We start from the raw sequence: 18,895 nt of genomic DNA on the forward strand, positions 1-18,895 counted from the left end.
GCGCCGCGATGCCCCCGCGGCGCCGGGGCTCCCCCTCTGGCACTCGATCGGCCGGCACAACGAGGGGCTGCGCCGGCAGGACCTGCCGAGCCACCAGAGGCGAGCGGTGCGCTGGATGGCCGCATTCGACTACGCCATCCAGCGCACTGTTCTACCGTGTATACCGTCCGCGGCGCTAGTCACGTGACGGGAATCGGCCCATTCTCGGTATCCGGCGTACGACTCTCCGCGACCGAGGTCGCCGCGAGCGAGAGCCGCCGCACCGCCTCCACCAGCGTCTCCTCCGGCTCGGCGAACGGCAGCCGCAGCCAGTGCTCCAGTCCGCCGTGCGGGGCGAAGAACGACCCGGGAACCACCCGCACGCCGAAGTTCTGCGCCACCGCCGCGATTCGCGTGCTCACCGGCGCCGGCAGCCGGCACCACAGCGACAGCCCGCCGGGTGGTGACCGGAACGACCAGTCCGGGCACTGCGTCCGCACCGCGGTCGCGAGCGCGTCGCGCCGGGCGGCGAGCATCGCCCGGCGCTCGCCGAGGGCGTTCCGCGAGCCAGCCAGCAGCTCGGCGAGCACCAGCTGGTCCAGCACCGGCGAGCCGAGGTCCAGCCCGCGCCGGGCGGCGAGCAGCCGGTTGACCACCTCCGCCGGCGCGCGCACCCAGCCGATCCGCAGGCCGCCCCAGTGCGACTTGCCGGCCGAGCCGGTGGCGAGCACCAGGTCGCCCGCGAACGCACCGAGCGGGGGCGGCGCCGGCCCGTCCGTGTAGTCCAGCTCGATCTGGGTCTCGTCGACGACGACCGGCGTGCGCGCCCGGCGCAGCGCCGCGCCGAGCCGCTCCCGGCCGGCCTCGTCGAGCCGGAAGCCGGTGGGGTTCTGGAAGTCGGTGATCAGGTAGGCGAGCCGTGGTGCGGCCTGGCGCAGCGTCGCCTCCAGGCCGTCGAGGTCCCAGCCGTGCTCGGTCATCGCCACCGGCACGGGGATCGCGTGCGCGGCCCGGACCGCCTCGATGGCGTTCGGGTAGGTCGGCTGCTCGATCAGCACGCGGTCGCCGGGCCCGGTCAGCAGCCGCACGGCGAGCGCGAAGCCCTGATGGGCGCCGTTGGTCACGAGCACCTCGCCGGGCGAGGTCGGCAATCCGCGCTCGGTGTAGCGCGCGGCGATCCGCTCGCGCAGCTCCGGCAGGCCGCGCTCGTGGTAACCGTGGCCGGCGAGCTCCGCGCCGAGCCGGGGCAGCACGGCCTCGGCAGCCGCGGCCACGCCGGGGATCGCCTGCGGCACGGCGCGGGCGAGGTCGATGACCCGAGGCGGCGGGTCGCTGTCGTCGAGCACGCCCCCACCGCCCGCACCCCGCGGCAGCGCCGTCCACGAGCCCGCCCCGCGCCGGCTCGCCACGAGCCCGTCGGCACGCAGCCGGTCCCATGCGGAGGCGACCATCGTCCGGCTCACGTCGAGCGCGGCGGCCACCTCGCGCTCGGGTGGCAGGCCGGTCCCGGCCGGCAGCCGGCCGTCGAGAACAAGGAGCCGGATGCCGGCGGCGAGGTCCGTGGCACCGTGCCGGGAGCCACGGCGGCGCCACTCGCCCAGCAACTGAGCCAATCTCCGGGCGTTCACCCGTCCACTTGGTGGGACACTGGCCGTCATGTGACCAATACTTTCAGATTGGTCATTGATGGAGAAGGTATCCGGTCCTGAAGATGGCCACGTGGCATCGATAAACCTGAGACCCGTCCCCGTCTCGACCCGGCCGCTGCGCCGGCTGCCGCAGCTCGCCGGCGGCCTCGCGCTCTACGGCGTCAGCATGGGCCTGATGATCCGCGGCGGGCTCGGCCTGGACCCGTGGGACGTGCTGCACGAGGCGCTCTCGCGGCGGTCCGGGCTGACGTTCGGCACGATCACCGCGATCACCGGCGCGATGGTGCTGCTGTGCTGGATCCCGCTGCGGCAGCGCCCGGGCGTCGGCACGGTGGCCAACATCGTGCTGATCGCGCTCGCCGTCGACGCGACGCTCGCGCTCCTCGGCCCGGCCCACGCCATGCCCGTACGGATCCTGCTCATGGTCGGCGGTGTCGCGCTCAACGCGCTTGCCACGGCCGCCTACATCGGCGTGCGGCTGGGCCCCGGCCCGCGGGACGGGCTGATGACCGGCCTCAACGCGCGTACCGGGGTCTCGCTCCGGGTGATCCGCACCGGGATCGAGCTGACCGTGCTCGCCACCGGCTGGCTGCTCGGCGGCACGGTCGGCGTCGGCACCGTCGTGTACGCCCTGGCCATCGGCCCGCTCACGCAGGCCCTCCTTCCCCTCGTGCGGTGGCGGGGAGATCAGCGCGGCACAATCGAGCGGTGACCGCGTGGACGTGCCCGAACTGCGACCGCCGGTTCGGCCGGCGCAACCAGTCGCACGAGTGCGCGCCCGCGATGACGCTCGAGGACTACTTCGCCGCCGACGGCCCGCCGTTCGAGCGCCCGATCTTCGACGCCGTCCACGGCCACCTCACCACCCTCGGCCCGCTGCACCTCGAGCCGGTGTCGGTCGGGGTGTTCTTCAAGCGGTCGCGGACCTTCGCCGAACTGCGGCCGATGACGCGCTGGATGAAGCTCTCGTTCATCCTGTCGCGGTCGTTGGCCGACCCCCGGATCTCCCGCCGCGTCACGGTCTCCGGCAACCGCGTCTACCACGAGACGAAGCTCCGCGCCCCGGACGACGTCGACGAGCAGGTCCGCGGCTGGCTAACCGACGCCTACCTCTCGACCCCGCTCTAGCTCGCGAGCCGCGCCCGCACCTCGGGGTAGGTCAGGCCGTGCCTCGCGAGCACCTCGCCGGTGCTCCCGCCGCCGGCCGCCAGCGCCAGCAGCACGTGCTCGTCGCTGATCCGGCGGTCGCGGCGGTCCACCGCCTGGCGCAGCGTCCGTGCGAGCAGCGCCTTGGTCTCGTCGGCGAACGGGGTGTGGCCCGCCCGGTCCCGCCGCTGGTCGGCCAGCGCGTTCACCCCGTGCGTGCGCTCGACCCGTTCGACGATCGCGTCGACGTCGATGCCCAGCAGCCGCAGCGCGTCGGCCTCCGCACCGGTGACCCCACCGCGGCGCCGCGTCGTGCCGAACGCGTCGAGCAGCACCTCGCGGGTCACCCCGGCCGCGCTCAGGACCTCGGCCGAGCGGGTCTGCTTGCCCAGCAAGGCCAGCATGACGTGCTCGCCGGTGACCTTCGGCGCACGCTCCCGCTCGGCCTCGCCGACCGCGTCGGTCACGATCTGGCGGGCCGGCTTGGTGAACCGTTCGAACATGTCAGGACCTCCCGTGCTTCTTGTGCACCGCCTGCCGGCTGACCCCCAGCTCGGCGGCGATCTCCTGCCACGACCAGCCGCTCGTCCGGGCGTTGCGTACCTGCACCGCCTCGAGCCGTTCCAGCAGCGTGCGCAGCGCGGCCACCGCCCGCAGGCCAACCCGCGGGTCCCGGTCGCTCGCGGCGCTCGCCAGCTCCGTCGCGTCACTCATGTTGTCAACCTACGTTGACAGATCCGTGCTGTCAACCTGGGTTGACAGTTACAGTGTGGATCATGACTGTGGACGTCGAGGTCGAGGTCGCCGAGCGGCCCGGCGTCGGCGTGGACGGCAAGCCGCGGCCGAGCGAGGACGTGGTGTCGGTACTGCCGAACGCCGTGGTGCTGCTCGACGGCGCGACCTCGCTGCTCCCCGGCCTGCGCAGCGGCGGCTGGTACGCGGGCGTGCTCGCGGGCCAGCTCGCCGGCCGGCTCACCGGCTACCCGGACATGGACCTCGCCGACCTGCTGGCCGCGGCGATCCGCGCGGTCGCCCGCGAACACGACCTCACGCCGGGCGAGTCGCCGTCGAGCACGGTCGCGCTGCTGCGCTGGACCGACGAGGTCGTCGAGGGCCTGGTGCTGGCCGACAGCCCGGTCGTGGCGGACACAGCCGTCGGCGTGCGGGTGCTCGAGGACGACCGCATCGCGAACCTGCGCCGCTCCGGCCCGGGCTACCGCCGGCGGCTGCGCGAAGGCGCCGGGTACGGCGAGGAGCACGTGACCGCGCTGCGGTCGTCCGCGACGGAGGTCGGCAGGTTCCGCAACACCGACGACGGCTTCTGGGTGGCGGAGGCCGACCCGGACGCCGCGTACGAGGCCCGGCGGGCGAGCTGGCCCCGCGGGACCGTGCGCAGGATCCTGCTCGCGAGCGACGGGGTGGCCTGCGGGGTCGACGACTACGGGATCTTCCCGGACTGGGACGCCGTGTTCGCCATTGCCGCGGACATGGGCGCGGACGCGGTCCTCGACGCGGTGCGCGCGGCCGAGGAGTCCGACCCGGACGGTGCCCGCTGGCCCCGCCCGAAGCGCCACGACGACCAGGCGCTGGCGGTCGTGGCGTTCCGCTGAGCCGGAAATGTCGGTGCGGCCCGGTATAACGGCGCGCATGGCATTGCACTGGAAGCTGGTCGTCGACACGCGCGACGCGGCCGCGCTCGCGGAGTTCTGGGCCGCCGCGCTGGAGTACGAGGTGGAGGATCAGAGCGAGCTCATCGCCGGCCTGCTGGCGGCCGGCCGGATCGGCGAGGACATGGTCGCCGAGCACCGCGGCAGGCGCCACTTCCGCGGCCTCGCGGCGATCCGCCACCCCGACGACCCGTACGACGAGGCCACCGGAGTCGGCCGGGGCAGGTGGATCCTGTTCCAGGACGTGCCGGAACCCAAGACCGTCAAGAACCGGCTGCACGTCGACGTGCACGGCGATGCGGGCGGGCTCGACACGCTGGTCGAGCGGCTGGAGAGCCTGGGCGCCACCCGCGTCCGCGAGGTGGACCAGGGTCCGGCGGGTCACTGGTGGGTGATGCGGGACCCGGAGGGCAACGAGTTCTGCGCCGCGCCGTCTCCCCGGAACTGACCCTGCGGGTCACCATCGGTAGGTGCCGTCATTTCGCACGTACCGGAGGCTGGGTCGCGTCCCGTTCCCCTCGGGTGCGGTCGACCGTCAGGAAGGTGGACCGGCCGGGCGGCGCGAGCTAGTGGCGGCCGAGGCCCTCCCACTGGAAGCCCGCGCGGCGGACCACGTCCGGGTCGAGCAGGTTGCGGGTGTCGACCACGACCGGGCGGGCCACGACGCCGGCGAGCTTCGCCCAGTCCAGTGCGCGGAACTCCGGCCATTCGGTCAGCACGACCAGGGCCTCCACGCCCTCGGCGGCGACGTACGGGTCGTCGGCGAGCGTGATGCCGTCCAGGTCCGGGCTGGTGTCGCCGGAACGCAGCGCCGGGTCGTAGCCGATGAGCTTCGCCCCGGCCTGGCGCAGCAGCGCGGCGACCGCGAGGGCCGGTGAGTCGCGCAGGTCGTCGGTGCCGGCCTTGAACGTCAGGCCGAGCACGCCGAGCCGCACCTTCGACAGGGAGCCGCCGCGCTTGCCGGTCACCGCCATGCGCACCTTCTCCACCATGCGCTGGCGCTGCCGGTTGTTCGTGTCGATCGTGGCGCGGATCAGCCGGAACTCGAAGTCCGCCGCGTCCGCGAGCTGCAGCATCGCCGAGGTGTCCTTCGGCAGGCAGGACCCGCCCCAGCCCGGCCCCGGCTGCAGGAAGGCCTGGCCGATGCGCTTGTCGTAGCCCATGCCCTCGGTGACGTCGGAGATGTCCGCGCCGAGCCGGTCGCACAGCTCGGCGATCGCGTTCACATAGGACAGCTTCATCGCGAGGAAGCAGTTCGCCGCGTACTTCACGAGCTCCGCGCTAGCCGCGTCGGTCAGCACGGTCGGGGCGCCCAGCCGGGCGTAGAGCGCGGCGACCCGCTCGGCGGCGTCCTGCTGGTCGCAGCCGACCACGATGCGGTCCGGGTGCAGGAAGTCGTTCACCGCGGAGCCCTCGCGGAGGAACTCCGGGTTGGACACGACGGCCACGTCGTCGCGGCCGAGCAGCTCGGCGGTCCGCTGCGCGGTGCCCACCGGCACGGTCGACTTGTTGACCACGACGGAGTTGGCCGGCAGCAGGTCGGCGACCTCCTCGAGGACCGACTCGACCACGGAGAGGTCGGCCACGCCGCCGACGCCCATCGGGGTCGGCACGCACAGGAACACGACCTCGCAGCCGTCGACGGCCGCGGGCGCACCCAGCACGAACGAGAGGCGGCCGGCCGCCAGGCCCGCCGCCACCAGCTCCGCGAGCCCGGGCTCGAGGATGTCGACCTCGCCCGCGGACAGCCGCTTCACCTTCTCCGCGTCCACGTCGGCGCAGACCACGTGGTGGCCGAGCGAGGCAAGGCACGCGCCCGTGGTGAGCCCCACGTAGCCGGTACCGATCACCGCGATCCGTCGTACGAACACGGTCACTCCCCTTCGTGGCCGACTTGTCCCCGACGAAGCTACAGGGGCCAGGTGAGATCTCCGTGTCGCGGGCCTGGCGACCGGGTACCGGTGACGCTCCGTGGGGTGAACCCGGTAACGGGACGCGCGCGTGCGCCGACCTACTGAACAAGTCAGGTGCGGCGTCGATGTCACCGCACGACGTGCCCGGTTCGGGGACCGGGTCCAAATCCGACGGAGGATGCAGCGTGGTGACGTCACGCCTGTTTTGTGCTGCCCGGAAACGGGTGAGCGCATGAAGATCAGCGTCTTTGGCCTGGGGTATGTCGGCTGCGTTTCGGCGGCCTGCCTTGCCGCGCGGGGGAACGAGGTCGTCGGCGTCGACGTCAACCCGACGAAGATCGACCTCATCACGAGCGGGCACGCTCCGGTCGTCGAGGAGCGCATCGGGGAGCTGACCGCCGAGGTCGTCGAGAGCGGTGCGCTGCGCGCCACCACCGACGTGGCCGAGGCGGTCGCCGCGACCGAGGTGTCCCTGGTCTGCGTCGGCACGCCATCCGCGCCGAACGGCAGCCTGTCCACCGCGTACCTGGAGCGGGTCGCCGAGGAGATCGGCGGTGCGCTCACCGAGGTCACGCACCGGCACACGATCGTCTTCCGCAGCACGATGCTGCCGGGCACCTGCCTGGAGCTGCTCGTGCCGATCCTGGAGAAGGCGTCCGGGAAGACGGCGGGCGTCGACTTCGGCGTCGCGGTGAACCCGGAGTTCCTGCGCGAGGGCACCAGCGTCCGCGACTTCTTCGAGCCGCCGAAGACCGTGATCGGCGAGCTGGACGGCGCGAGCGGCGACGTGGTGGCCGCGCTGTACGAGGGCCTGCCCGGCGAGGTGTTCCGGGTGCCGATCCCGGTCGCGGAGATCACCAAGTACGCGGACAACTCCTTCCACGCGCTGAAGGTCGGCTTCGCGAACGAGATCGGCGCGATCTGCGCGGCGCTCGGCCTGGACTCGCACAAGGTGATGGACGTCTTCCTCGCCGACACCAAGCTCAACGTCAGCCCCGCCTACCTGCGGCCCGGCTTCGCGTTCGGCGGCTCGTGCCTGCCCAAGGACGTGCGCGGGCTCGTGTACGCCGCGCACCGCGCGGACGTGTCGGTGCCGCTGCTCTCGCACCTGCTGCCCTCCAACGAGGAGCACCTGCGCCGGGCGTTCGAGCTCGTCGCCCGCACCGGCAAGCGCAAGGTCGGCCTGTTCGGCCTGTCGTTCAAGCCGGGCACCGACGACCTGCGCGAGAGCCCGCTCGTCGAGCTCGCCGAACGGCTCCTGGGCAAGGGCTACGACCTGCGCATCCACGACGCCAACGTGAGCCTGTCGCGGCTGCTCGGGGCGAACCGCGAGTTCATCGAGGGCAAGCTGCCGCACCTCGGCCAGCTGCTGAGCCCGTCCATCGAAGAGGTCCTCGACCACGCCGACGTGCTCCTGGTCGGCTGCAAGGACCCCGCCGTCCTCGCCGCGCTCCCGCACGGCGGCGAGAAGACGATCGTCGACCTGGTCCGCATCCCCGGCGCCGGACAGCGCCGGGCCGAGTCGGGGTATCTGGGACTTGCCTGGTAGAGCACTGATTCTCGTCGAGAACCTATCGGTCCCGTTCGACCGCAGGGTGTGGCAGGAGTGCACCACGCTGCGGGACGCGGGCTGGGAGGTCCACGTCATCTGTCCACAGGGGACGAAGCGGGACACCGAGCCGTACGTCGAGCTGGACGGGGTGCGCATCCACCGCTACCCGTGGCGCGAGGCGTCCGGCGGCCCGTCGGGCTACCTCAAGGAGTACGGCTCGGCGGTCTGGCACCAGCTGCGGCTCGCCCGCCGCATCGTCAAGACCGCGGGCAAGGTCGACGTGGTGCACGCGTGCAACCCGCCCGACCTGCTGTTCGTCGTCGCCCGCATGCTCAAGCGGCAGGGCACCAGGTTCGTCTTCGACCAGCACGACCTCGTGCCGGAGCTGTACCTGTCCCGCTTCGACCGCGGCGAGGACTTCCTCTACCGCGCGGTGCTGCGGGCCGAGCGGGCCACCTACCGCGCGGCGGACGTCGTGATCGCGACCAACGAGAGCTACCGCGAGGTCGCGCTCACCCGCGGGAAGATGGCCCCGGGCAAGGTGTTCGTGGTCCGCAGCGCACCCGCGGTCGAGCGCTTCCAGCAGGTGCCGCCGGAGCCGGCGCTCAAGAAGGGCAGGCCGCACCTGCTCTGCTACCTCGGCGTGATGGGCCCGCAGGACGGCGTGGACTACGCGCTGCGCTCGCTCGCCGCGCTGCGTGACGAACAGGGCCGCACCGACTGGCACGCGGTGTTCGTCGGCGCCGGCGACACGTTCGACGACATGGTCCGGCTCGCGGACACGCTCGGCCTGGCCGACCAGGTGGAGTTCACCGGCCGCATCCCGGACGCGGACCTCGTGCGCTATCTGTCCACTGCGGACGTGTGCCTGTCGCCGGACCCCAAGAACCCCCTCAACGACGTGTCCACGATGAACAAGGTCATGGAGTACATGGCCATGGGCAAGCCGATCGTGTCGTTCGAGCTGCGTGAGGCGCGGGTGTCCGCCGGCGCGGCGGCCGTGTACGCGCGGGCCAACGACGTGTCGGAGTTCGCGAAGCTCACCGCCCAGCTGCTCGACGATCCGGACGAGCGGGTCCGGATGGGCGAACTCGGCCGCGAGCGGGTGGCGGGCGAGCTGTCGTGGGCCAGGTCGAGCGAGGCACTGCTGGCGGCATACGCCTCAGCGGTCGACGACCGAGCGTAAAGGCCTACGTCCCGATTTGACTAAGAGTCACCGACCAGATGTAACCCCCGCCAGTGGCCTGGCGACGGGGTTCGTGAGGACCGGCCCCCTGTCAGCTCCCGACAGCGGCCGACGTTCCTCGAAAGGGGGTCCCTGGTAGTGAACGACGACACCGTTCGGCTGTCCATGGTTGGACAGGTCTTCCGACGCCGCTGGCAGTTACTCATCGTGTTCGCGATCGCGGGCGCGATCGTCGGCGCCGGCGCGTCGTCGGTCCTGTCACCCGGCTACCAGACCTCCGCCGACGTCCTGCTGCAGGGCTCCCACCAAGCCGACGAGCTGACCACCGAGACGACCGTCGCCACCAGCTCCACCGTGCTGGACCGGACGGCGAAGGCACTGCGCTGGGGGGTCACGGGGACCGAACTGGCGGACTCGGTCGCCGCGAGCGTCCTCGACGGCAACGTCATCGCGATCACCGCGCGGGCCGACAGCCCGGAGAAGGCCAAGAAGCTGGCCGACCGCATGGCGCGCGAGTACGTGGCGTTCTCGACCGAGCTCGCCGCCCAGCAGACGGATGCGTCCACGAGCCTCGCGAAGGACCAGCAAGACGCGCTGCGCGACCAGATCGAGCAGACGAACGACATGATCTCCCAGCTGAGCAGGCGGGCGAACGGCGACAACGTGGAGAGCGTGCAGGTGCGCACCCAGCTCCAGGAGGTGCGCAGCTCGCTCACGGAGGCGATGACCACGCTCGCCGAGTCGGAGAGCTCCTCGATCCGGTCGAACCTCGTCGTGATGGGCTCGGCGGAGCTGCCGACCGCGAAGGCCGCACCGACCTTGACCCAGCTCGTGATCGGCGGCGCCCTCGTCGGGATCCTCGTCGGCGTCTTCGCCCACCTGATCTCCGCGAGCCGGCGCAGGCGCGTGTACGCCGACTCCGACATCGCGTCCGCGCTCGGCGCGAACATCCTCGGCACCGTGACCGTGCCGCACGAGCACGCGCGCAACCCCGGCGAGGCCGACCGGCCGCACCTGGTGGCGCTCGGCCGCCAGCTGCTCGGGCTCGACCGGCCGTGGTTCGTCGAGCAGCTACCCGACGCCGGTGACGAGCGCGACCAGGCCGTGCGGTACCGGCGGCTGGTGCACCGGCTCCACGAGACGGCCGGCACGCCCCTGCACATCCTGGCCGTCGTCGCCGACGACGACCCCGAGGCACTCTCCGGCGTCGCGCGGCTCGCGGCCGAGACCGGCTCGGCCGGCGAGCCGACCGAGGTGATCACCGACATCCCCGGCTTCGCGAACGTCGTCGAGCAGCTCGACGCGGGCCCGAGCCGCCCCGTCGTCCGGGAGCGCGCCGAGACGACGCCGGCCGGCAACCGAACGATCCTGCGGCTGGTGGAGGTCTCCGCCGAGCTGCCGACCGTGCCCGAGCCGGCGGACGAGGCGGGCGTGGTGCTCGTGACGACGGCGGGCACCCGTACCGACTGGCAGCTCGACGGGCTCACCCAGGCCTGCGTCGACGCCGGGTACCCGGTGCTCGGCGCGATGATCGTCCACCGGTCCCGCCCGGCCGCGGCCCCGGCCGGACCCGCCGCACCGCCGGCCTCCGTTTCCGATGACGCCCTCGCAGGTGCGCGGTGAGCCGCCAACGGCCTGGCGCGCCTCGCCGCACGGCGCCCGTCGCGCAGGGCGAGTCCCTGCTCGACCTGACGCGCATCGTGCTCGCCGTGCGCCGCAAGCGCCGGATGTGGCTCACGCTGAGCCTGCTCGGCATGATCGCCGGCGGGCTGGTGTCGGTGCTGATGCCGCCGGCGCCGACCGCGGTCGTCACGGTCCTGGTCGTGCACGAGAACGACCTTCCGTCGGAGACCGGCACGCTCATGCGGACCGACGTCGCGGTCCTCCAGACCACCCGGATCGCGGGCGACGCGCTGAAGCGGCTCAAGTCGCACGAGGACCCGGAGGAGTTCCTCAAGACCTACAAGGGCAACGGCCTGACGAACAACGTGATGGAGATTCAGGTCGAGGCCGCCTCCACGGCGGCCGCGGTGCGCCACGCGCAGGCGCTCGCCGACGCGTTCATCGCCGATCACGTGTCCCGCACCCAGAAGACCGCGAACGCCAACGCGCAGGCCCTGCTCGACGAGCGCACCCGCACCCAGGCCGAGCTGGCCAAGGTCAACTCCGCGATCACCGCGGCGCAGCGCAAGCTCGACCAGGCCAACCAGGACAACGACGGCGACGGCGTCCCCGACGGCTCGGGCGGTGTCAGCGCCGCCGACACCGAGTCGCTGTACGCCCGCCGGGCAGAGCTCACCTCGAAGATCTCGGACCTGACGAACCGCGCGGAGACGGCGAGTATCGGCGCGCCCCAGGTCAAGGCCGGCACCCAGATCGTCGATCCGCCGCGCGCGGTGCGCGAGTCGAGGCTGATGAACACAGCGATCACCGCCGGCATCGGCCTGGCCGTCGGGTTCGCCGCGGGCATCACGCTCGCCCTGGTCGGCGGTGTCGTGCGGGACAAGCCGGTGCTGCGCGCCGACATCTCCGCGCACCTGGGCGCCTCGGTGGTCGGGCAGTGCCTGACCCCGCGGCGCGGGCTGTCCCGCCTGTGGCGGGGATCCCGGACGCAGCGCGAGCGCAAACGCGTCGCCGGCACGCTGGCGCGCCTCGTGCGCGGCGGCACCACGCCGGTGTCCGTGCTGGAGCTCGGTGCCCCGCGCGTCGCGGCCGCGCTCACGCTGGACGTCGCGACCAACCTCGCCGCCGACCACGACGTGGTCATCGTGGAGGACCCGGCCGGGCGCGTGGTCGCCGACGACCTGCCCGGCCGCAACCTCGACGAGCTCACCGGCCGCGCCGATCGTCCTATCCGGATCGTAGGCGCGGACGACGGCGCGGTGGGGATCGTGCAGGCCGGCCCCGGTGAGCTCCGCCTGGGCATCGGTTCGATCAACCCGGGCACCGCGTGGACCGACCTGCGCCACCTCGGCGGCGAGACGCTGCTCGTGGTGCGGACCGGGTTCGCGAACACCGCGTGGTTGCACACCGTGGCCCGCCAGCTCGCCGACCTGCAGATCCCGATCATCGGTGTCGTGCTGGTCGATCCGGACCCGCGGGACAAGTCCGACGGCACGCTGTGGGACGGCCTGCACACCGCGCTGCGCGGGCGCGGCCGCCCGGCCGCCGAGCTCGAGGCCGCGCCGGAGCCGGCGAACGAGCCGAAGCCCGCGGAGCCGGTCGCGCGGCCCAAGCCCTACCCGCCGCGCAAGCCGGAGTGGGTTCCCGAGCCGGTGGCCAAGGCGACCCCGGCGGCCGCCGTCGAGGCGGACGCCGAGGAGTCCACATCGGACAATGCGGCGCCCGCGACCGACGGGCCGGCCGAGCACGCCGAGCCCGCGGCGAAGCCCGAATCCGTCACGGCCTCTGGCCCGACCGCCCCGGCGGGCAAGGCGGTCCCGAAGCCGGCGCACTACCCCGCGCCGGTGCCCGCCAACGGCGTCAACGGCGCCCGCAACGACCCGGACCTGCCCACGAAGCGGTTCGCGCCCGTCCAGCCGCACCTGATGAACGGCGACGGCGACCACCAAAGCGACCACCAGACCGAGCACAAGAGCGACCACAAGACCGAGCAGTCCGTCCACGACCTGCCGACCAAGCGGTTCGCGCCGGTGCGACCGGACGACGTGGATGAGCTCATCCACCGCAAGAGGAAATAGCTGAGAGGCCGAGGAAACCCATGTGCGGCATCGCAGGCACGTATCTGTGGACCGACGGCGGTCCGCTGACCGACCGGCTGACCGACACGCTCGCGCACCGCGGGCCGGACGGCGCCGGCCGCTACGCGCACCGCGCCGGCGCCGGCGAGGTCCACTTGGGACACAGGCGGCTGTCGATCATCGACCTGACCGAGACCGGGGCGCAGCCCATGGTCTGCGACGGGCTCGCCATCACCTACAACGGCGAGCTGTACAACTCGCCGGAGCTGCGGCGCGAGCTGGAGTCGGCGGGCGTGCGGTTCCGCGGCACGTCGGACACCGAGGTCGTGCTGGAGGCGTTCCGCCGGTGGGGCACCGGCTGCCTGCCCCGGCTGCGCGGCATGTTCGCGTTCGGCATCTTCGACGAGCGCACCGGCGAGCTGACCCTGGTCCGCGACCAGCTCGGCATCAAGCCGCTGTTCGTCGTGCGCCGCGGCGGCGCGACGGTGTTCTCCTCCGAGCTCAAGGCACTCGCCGCGGAGTTGGGTGGCGGGCTGCGGGTCGACGACGGCGCGCTCGTCGCGTCGCTGCTCTACTACTGGGTCCCCGACCAGCGGTGCGCGTTCCGCGAGGCGGAGAAGCTGCGCCCCGGGTCGTGGCTGCGGCTGCGGCCGGACGGCAGCGAGCAGCGCGGCGTCTACTGGGACATCAAGGAGGTCGCGAACGAGGCGCAGCACCTGCCCCCGCTCGACCTCGCCGAGGTGGTCGCGGACTCGACCCGCAAGCACCTGCTCTCCGACGTCCCGGTCGCCACGTTCCTCTCCGGCGGCCTCGACTCGAGCTACCTGACCGCGCTCGCGGCCGGCTTCCAGCCCGGGATCTCCGCGTACACCATCGGTTTCCGCGCCGAGGACGCCAAGTTCGAGGCGATGCCGGACGACCTCAAGTACGCCCGGATCGTGGCCGGGAAGTTCGGCGTCGACCTGCACGAGATCGAGATCGCGCCGCAGGTGCTCGACCTGCTGCCGAAGATGACCTACCACCTCGACGAGCCGATCGGCGACCCCGCCGCGATCAACACCTACCTGATCTGCACGGCCGCCCGCGACGCCGGCGTCAAGGTGATGCTGTCCGGGATGGGCGCCGACGAGCTGTTCGCCGGCTACCGCAAGCACTTCGCGAACCTGCTCGCCCTGCGCTACCAGCAGGTGCCCGGCATGCTCCGCCGTCCGGTCGAGACGGTCGTGGACCGGCTGCCGGTGGCCACCGCGCGCCGCGGCTACCGGTCGGTGCGCTTCGCCAAGCGGTTCCTGTCCTTCGCCGAGCTGCCGGAGGAGACCGCGTTCCGCCGCAGCTACACGATGTACGACCGCGGCGAGCTGCTCGGCCTGGTCAACCCGGACCTGGCCGGAACAGTCGACGACGTGCTGGCCGAGCACGCGGACACCTACCACGACAACGCGCTGGCCGACCACGTCAACCGGATGTGCCTCGCCGACGCCCGGCTGTTCCTGCCCGGCCTGAACCTCGCCTACACCGACCGGTCGAGCATGGCCGCCTCCACCGAGGTGCGCGTGCCGTTCGTCGACGTCGAGGTCGTCAAGGCCGCGTTCCGCATTCCCGGCAAGCAGAAGATCGCCGGCCGGCAGGGCAAGGCCGCGCTCAAGAAGGCGGCGACGTCGATCCTGCCCAAGGAGATCGTCTACCGCCCCAAGGGCCTGTTCTCCGCGCCGCTGCGCGCGTGGATGAGCCGTGACCTGGCCCCGCTGGTGCGCGAGGTCGTCAACGACGGGCTGCTCGTGCGGTCCGGCTTCCTGCGCAAGGAAGCGCTGCAACGGCTCGTCGACGAGGACGCCGCCGGGCAGCAGGACCGCGCCAAGCACCTCTGGCACGTGCTGACCCTCGAGTACTGGTACCGCGGCGCCACCGAGGCCGACCGCGCCTCCGTCGCATAGAAGGAAACTCCGTGAAACAAGTAGTACAGAATTACAAGAGCGGCGAGCTGACCCTGCTCGACGTGCCCGTGCCGGCGTGCAAGCCCGGTGGGGTCGTCGTCCGCACGCTGTACTCGCTGATCTCCACGGGCACCGAGATGATGAAGGTCTCCGAGGCCAGCATGTCGTTGCTGGGCAAGGCGAAGGCCCGCCCCGACCAGGTCGCGAAGGTCGTGCAGAGCGTGGCGACCAACGGCCTCGCGGCCACCTACCGCAAGGTGACCAGCAAGCTCGACTCCTACACCCCGCTCGGCTACTCGCTGTGCGGCGTTGTGACGGACGTCGGCGCCGGCATCGACGACGTCGCGGTCGGCGACGTCGTGGCGTGCGCGGGCAATGAGCACGCGCTGCACGCCGAGCTGAACTGGGTGCCGAAGAACCTCTACGCCCGCGTGCCGGACGGCCTCGACCCGCGGCACGCGGCGTTCGCCACGGTCGGTTCGATCGCCATGCAGGGCGTGCGCCGCGGCGAGCCGCAGCTGGGCGACGTGGCGCTGGTGATCGGGCTCGGGCTCATCGGGCAGCTGGTGGTGCAGCTGCTCGTCGCGTCCGGCGTGCGGGTGGTCGGCGTCGACCCGGACCCGTCGCGCTGCGAGCTGGCCGAGCGGCTCGGCGCGCTGGTGTGCGCGCACCCCGGCGCGGGCGTGGCCGACACCGCGGTCGGCGAGCTGACCGGTGGCCACGGCGTGGACCAGGTGTACCTGGCCGCCGGCGGGCCCTCGAACGACCCGGTCGAGCTCGCCGCGAAGCTCGCGCGTGACCGCGGCACGGTCGTCGACATCGGCAAGTGCTCGCTGAACCTGCCGTGGAACGCCTACTACGAGAAGGAGCTGGACGTCCGGTTCTCCCGCTCGTACGGCCCCGGCCGCTACGACCCGTCGTACGAGCTGGACGGCCGCGACTACCCGATCGGGTACGTACGCTGGACCGAGCGCCGCAACCTCGAGTGCTTCCTCGACCTCGCGGGGCGCGACAAGATCGACGTCGAGCCGCTGATCTCCCACGTGGCGGACTTCGCCGAGGCCGAGGACACCTACCGGGCGCTCAACGAGGGCGAGCTCAAAGCCGTCGCCGTGCTGTTCCGGTACGCCGGCGCGGAAGCGGCCGACCCGGAGCCGCCGGTCGTCCGCGTCCCGGTCACCGTCACCGACCCCGCCCCGCGCGCGGCCGTCCGGCGGCGGAGCGGCCCGGTGCGGCTCGGCTTCGTCGGCGCCGGCAACTACGCCTCCTCGATGCTGCTGCCGCACCTGACCGAGCGCGCGGACGTGCGGCTGCAGCACGTCGTCACGACGTCCGCGCTGTCGGGAGCCAACGCGCGGCGCAAGTTCGGCTTCGCCGACGCGTCCACCGACCTCGACGCCGTGCTGTCCGATGAGGACATCGACGCGGTGTTCGTGGTGACCCGGCACAGCACGCACGCCGACCTCGCGGCCCGCGCGCTGCGGGCCGGCAAGGCCGTGTTCGTCGAGAAGCCGCTCGCGCTCTCCGAGGCCGAGCTCGCGGTCGTGCTGGACGCGATCGCCGAGTCCGGCAACGACCGGCTGCAGGTCGGCTTCAACCGCCGCTTCGCCCCGCTGCTGCGCCAGGCGAAGGCCGAGTTCGGCACCCGCGTGGGCCCGGCGTCGGTGCGCTACCTGGTCAACGCCGGCAAGCTCGAGCAGGACAGCTGGTACAACCAGGCCGGCAGCGAGGGCACCCGGTTCGCCGGCGAGGGCGGCCACTTCGTCGACACGGTGAGCTGGCTGCTCGACACCGACCCCGTGTCGGTGTTCGCGACCGCCACGCCCGGCCAGGACGACCTGCAGATCCTGCTGCGCTACCCGGACGGCTCGACCGCCGCCATCACCTACGCCACCTCCGGCGCCCCCGGCTTCCCCAAGGAGACGCTGGACCTGCTGGCGGACCGCAAGGTGCTGCGGCTGGACGACTTCGTCAAGGCGAGCGTGCACGCGAAGAAGCGCTGGCTGTCCTCGCGGCTGCCGAAGGGCCGGGACAAGGGCCAGCGGGCCGAGCTGGACGCGTTCCTTGCCGCGGTCGCGAACGGCACGCCGATGCCGGTGCCGGTGGACTCGCTCGTCGCGACCACGCTCGCCACGCTCGCCGTGCAGACGAGCCTGAACACCGGTGCGCCCGTGCGCCTGGCGCTGCCCGCCCGTGCGCCCGTGCCGAACGGCGCGCCGGCATGATGTCGCCCGGCTGGTACCTGCGACGGCTCTCCCGCATGGGGCCGCGCGAAGTCGCCGGCCGCGCCGGGGACGTGCTGCGCAGGCGGCGCTGGCGCCGGGTGTACGCCGACCCGGAACGGCCGAACCCCTTGCGGCACCGCGAGTTCACCAGCGGTCTCGGCACCGCCGTGGCGCTGCCCGAGGTGGCGGCCGACGCGGTGAAGCGGCTCGTGGAGTCGGCCGAGGAGCTCCTGGCCGGCCGCGCCGAGTACTTCGGCGTCGTGCGCGACGACATGGTCGCGCCGGACTGGTCGGCCGACCCGAAGACCGGCCGGCGCGCGCCCGCGGACGCGTACGCGTTCGACATCGCCTACCGCAGCGAGGACACGGTCGGCGACATCAAGCAGATCTGGGAGCCGTCGCGCCACCAGCACCTCACCGTGCTGGCCGCGGCCTACGCGCTGACCGGCGACGAGCGCTACGCGCAGCGTTGCGCCGACCACCTGCGTGACTGGTGGGCGGCCAACCCGCCGCTCACCGGCGTGCACTGGGTGAGCGGCATCGAGCTCGGCATCCGGCTGATCACGTGGGTGTGGGTGCGCCGGCTGCTCGACGGCTGGGCCGGCGCGCCGGAGCTCTTCGAGGACAACCCCGAGGCGCTGCACCAGATCTGGCACCACCAGCGCTGGCTCGCCGCGTTCGGCAGCCAGGGCTCGTCGGCCAACAACCACGTGATCGCCGAGGCTGCGGGCCGGCTCGCGGCCGCCGCGGCGTTCCCGTGGTTCCCGCAGTCGACCGGCTGGCGGGCCGAGGCCATGCGCGCGCTCGACGAGCACCTGCGGGCCAACACGTTCGGCTCCGGGCTCAACCGCGAGCTCGCCACCGAGTACCACGGGCTCGTGCTCGAGCTCGCGCTCGCGGGCGCGCTCGAGGCACACGCCGCGGGCGCGGCGGTGCCGGAGACGATCTCGCTCGCGCTGCTGCGGATGTCCGACGCGCTCGCCGCGATCGTCGACGCCACGCTGCACCCGCCGCGCCAGGGCGACGCCGACGACGGCTTCGGGCTGGTCCTCGACGGGGCCGGCACGCACCGGTGGGGCTCGCTGCTCGCCACCGGCGACGCGCTGTTCGGGCGCCGCCCGTGGTGGCCGGAGGTGACCGGCACGGACGTCCGCACGCCGCTGCTGTCCGCGCTCGCGGGCGGCGCGTTCCGGGTCACCGCGCCGCGCCCGGCGAGGCGGCCCGCCGTGCTGCCGGACGCCGGCATGACGATCCTGCGGTCGGACGCGGGCGGGGAGATCTGGTGCCGCTGCGACGGCGGGCCGCACGGCTTCCTGTCGATCGCCGCGCACGCGCACGCCGACGCGCTGTCGGTGGAGGTCCGCCACGACGGGGTGGACGTGCTCGCCGACCCGGGGACCTACTGCTACCACGGGCAGCCGCGGTGGCGGTCGTACTTCCGGTCGACCCGCGGGCACAACACGCTCGAGCTGGACGGCACCGACCAGTCCACGTCCGGCGGGCCCTTCCTGTGGACCCGGCACGCGAACACGACCGTGCTCGCCGCCGGCGAGGGTCGCTGGCAGGCCGAGCACGACGGCTACCGGCCGGCGACGCACCGCCGCACGGTCGTCCTCGACGGCGCCGAGCTGCACGTCACCGACGAGGTACGCGGCGAAGGCGAGCACGACGGGCTGCTCCTGTTCCACCTCGGCCCCGCGGTCGACGTCCGGCTGGCCGGCCGCACCGCGCACCTGACCTGGCCCGGGCACGGCGGCTTGCACACCGCCGTCCTCGCGCTCCCCGCGGACCTCGCCTGGTCCGCACACCGCGGCGAGACCGAGCCCCCGCTGGGCTGGTACTCGCCGGGTTTCGGCCGGCGCGAGCCCACCTGGGCCCTCGCCGGCAGCGGCAGGGTTCGTGGCGGCGAATCCCTGACCACCTTGCTCCGCTTCGACCGCTGA

General features: G+C 72.9%; 15 protein-coding genes. 11 read left to right on the forward strand and 4 right to left on the reverse strand.

From position 1 onward, the window contains the following. Nucleotides 1-179: 179 nt before the first annotated feature. Nucleotides 180-1,637 (reverse strand): MocR-like transcription factor YczR, encoded by a 1,458-nt coding sequence (yczR, locus tag VH969_RS22990; RefSeq protein WP_331977565.1) that lies wholly within the window; start codon nt 1,635-1,637, stop codon nt 180-182. 61 nt (nt 1,638-1,698) lie between these two features. Here yczR and yczE point away from each other — a divergent pair, with 61 nt between their 5' ends. Next, nucleotides 1,699-2,340, forward strand: a complete 642-nt coding sequence (yczE, locus tag VH969_RS22995; protein WP_527249169.1) for a membrane protein YczE — start codon at nt 1,699-1,701, stop codon at nt 2,338-2,340. Further along, entirely contained in the window at nt 2,337-2,756 is a 420-nt protein-coding gene (locus tag VH969_RS23000) for a DUF5655 domain-containing protein (protein WP_331977569.1), read from the forward strand. Before yczE ends, VH969_RS23000 begins: the two co-directional genes overlap by 4 nt. On the opposite strand, the gene VH969_RS23005 is transcribed toward VH969_RS23000, so the two are convergent. After that, nucleotides 2,753-3,277 carry a Clp protease N-terminal domain-containing protein gene (locus VH969_RS23005; RefSeq protein WP_331977571.1) on the reverse strand — a complete coding sequence of 175 codons (525 nt, stop codon included), beginning with the start codon at nt 3,275-3,277 and terminating at the stop codon, nt 2,753-2,755. The genes VH969_RS23000 and VH969_RS23005 overlap by 4 nt on opposite strands. 1 nt (nt 3,278) lies before the next feature. Then, on the reverse strand, nt 3,279-3,488 hold the full coding sequence (locus tag VH969_RS23010) for a helix-turn-helix domain-containing protein (protein WP_331977573.1): 210 nt from the start codon (nt 3,486-3,488) through the stop codon (nt 3,279-3,281). A gap of 62 nt (nt 3,489-3,550) precedes the next feature. On the opposite strand from VH969_RS23010, the gene VH969_RS23015 reads away from it, so the two are divergent. Next, nucleotides 3,551-4,384, forward strand: coding sequence for a hypothetical protein (locus VH969_RS23015; RefSeq protein ID WP_331977575.1), 834 nt, complete (start codon nt 3,551-3,553; stop codon nt 4,382-4,384). 37 nt (nt 4,385-4,421) lie between these two features. Next, the gene (locus VH969_RS23020) at nt 4,422-4,889 is read left to right on the forward strand and encodes a VOC family protein (protein WP_331977577.1); all 468 of its coding nucleotides are present in this window, start codon (nt 4,422-4,424) and stop codon (nt 4,887-4,889) included. A gap of 118 nt (nt 4,890-5,007) precedes the next feature. Here VH969_RS23020 and VH969_RS23025 read toward each other — a convergent pair whose 3' ends face one another. Beyond that, nucleotides 5,008-6,312 carry a UDP-glucose dehydrogenase family protein gene (locus tag VH969_RS23025; protein WP_331977579.1) on the reverse strand — a complete coding sequence of 435 codons (1,305 nt, stop codon included), beginning with the start codon at nt 6,310-6,312 and terminating at the stop codon, nt 5,008-5,010. 274 nt (nt 6,313-6,586) lie between these two features. Here VH969_RS23025 and VH969_RS23030 point away from each other — a divergent pair, with 274 nt between their 5' ends. From VH969_RS23030 to VH969_RS23060, 7 genes are all read left to right on the forward strand, one after another. Beyond that, nucleotides 6,587-7,903, forward strand: coding sequence for a nucleotide sugar dehydrogenase (locus VH969_RS23030; protein ID WP_331977581.1), 1,317 nt, complete (start codon nt 6,587-6,589; stop codon nt 7,901-7,903). Continuing rightward, the gene (locus VH969_RS23035; protein ID WP_331977583.1) at nt 7,893-9,092 is read left to right on the forward strand and encodes a glycosyltransferase family 4 protein; all 1,200 of its coding nucleotides are present in this window, start codon (nt 7,893-7,895) and stop codon (nt 9,090-9,092) included. The genes VH969_RS23030 and VH969_RS23035 overlap by 11 nt, the downstream gene beginning before the upstream one ends. Before the next feature lie 165 nt (nt 9,093-9,257). After that, nucleotides 9,258-10,715 carry a GumC domain-containing protein gene (locus tag VH969_RS23040; RefSeq protein ID WP_331977585.1) on the forward strand — a complete coding sequence of 486 codons (1,458 nt, stop codon included), beginning with the start codon at nt 9,258-9,260 and terminating at the stop codon, nt 10,713-10,715. Beyond that, complete coding sequence (locus tag VH969_RS23045) at nt 10,712-12,793, forward strand: Wzz/FepE/Etk N-terminal domain-containing protein (protein ID WP_331977587.1); 2,082 nt, start codon at nt 10,712-10,714, stop codon at nt 12,791-12,793. The genes VH969_RS23040 and VH969_RS23045 overlap by 4 nt, the downstream gene beginning before the upstream one ends. Before the next feature lie 20 nt (nt 12,794-12,813). Next, entirely contained in the window at nt 12,814-14,727 is a 1,914-nt protein-coding gene (asnB, locus tag VH969_RS23050) for an asparagine synthase (glutamine-hydrolyzing) (protein WP_331977589.1), read from the forward strand. A gap of 11 nt (nt 14,728-14,738) precedes the next feature. Continuing rightward, nucleotides 14,739-16,952, forward strand: coding sequence for a bi-domain-containing oxidoreductase (locus VH969_RS23055; RefSeq protein WP_331977591.1), 2,214 nt, complete (start codon nt 14,739-14,741; stop codon nt 16,950-16,952). After that, nucleotides 16,952-18,895 carry an alginate lyase family protein gene (locus VH969_RS23060; protein ID WP_331977629.1) on the forward strand — a complete coding sequence of 648 codons (1,944 nt, stop codon included), beginning with the start codon at nt 16,952-16,954 and terminating at the stop codon, nt 18,893-18,895. Before VH969_RS23055 ends, VH969_RS23060 begins: the two co-directional genes overlap by 1 nt.

The sequence above is a fragment of the Actinophytocola sp. genome (assembly GCF_036555685.1).
GTDB lineage: Bacteria > Actinomycetota > Actinomycetes > Mycobacteriales > Pseudonocardiaceae > Actinophytocola.

Bases quoted from the DNA above. Each gene is read 5' to 3' on its own strand.
- yczR (WP_331977565.1), bottom strand. From the start codon at position 1,637: ATGACGGCCAGTGTCCCACCAAGTGGACGGGTGAACGCCCGGAGATTG.
- VH969_RS23005 (WP_331977571.1), bottom strand. From the start codon at position 3,277: ATGTTCGAACGGTTCACCAAGCCGGCCCGCCAGATCGTGACCGACGCG.
- VH969_RS23010 (WP_331977573.1), bottom strand. From the start codon at position 3,488: ATGAGTGACGCGACGGAGCTGGCGAGCGCCGCGAGCGACCGGGACCCG.
- VH969_RS23015 (WP_331977575.1), top strand. From the start codon at position 3,551: ATGACTGTGGACGTCGAGGTCGAGGTCGCCGAGCGGCCCGGCGTCGGC.
- VH969_RS23020 (WP_331977577.1), top strand. From the start codon at position 4,422: ATGGCATTGCACTGGAAGCTGGTCGTCGACACGCGCGACGCGGCCGCG.
- VH969_RS23030 (WP_331977581.1), top strand. From the start codon at position 6,587: ATGAAGATCAGCGTCTTTGGCCTGGGGTATGTCGGCTGCGTTTCGGCG.
- VH969_RS23040 (WP_331977585.1), top strand. From the start codon at position 9,258: ATGGTTGGACAGGTCTTCCGACGCCGCTGGCAGTTACTCATCGTGTTC.
- asnB (WP_331977589.1), top strand. From the start codon at position 12,814: ATGTGCGGCATCGCAGGCACGTATCTGTGGACCGACGGCGGTCCGCTG.
- VH969_RS23060 (WP_331977629.1), top strand. From the start codon at position 16,952: ATGTCGCCCGGCTGGTACCTGCGACGGCTCTCCCGCATGGGGCCGCGC.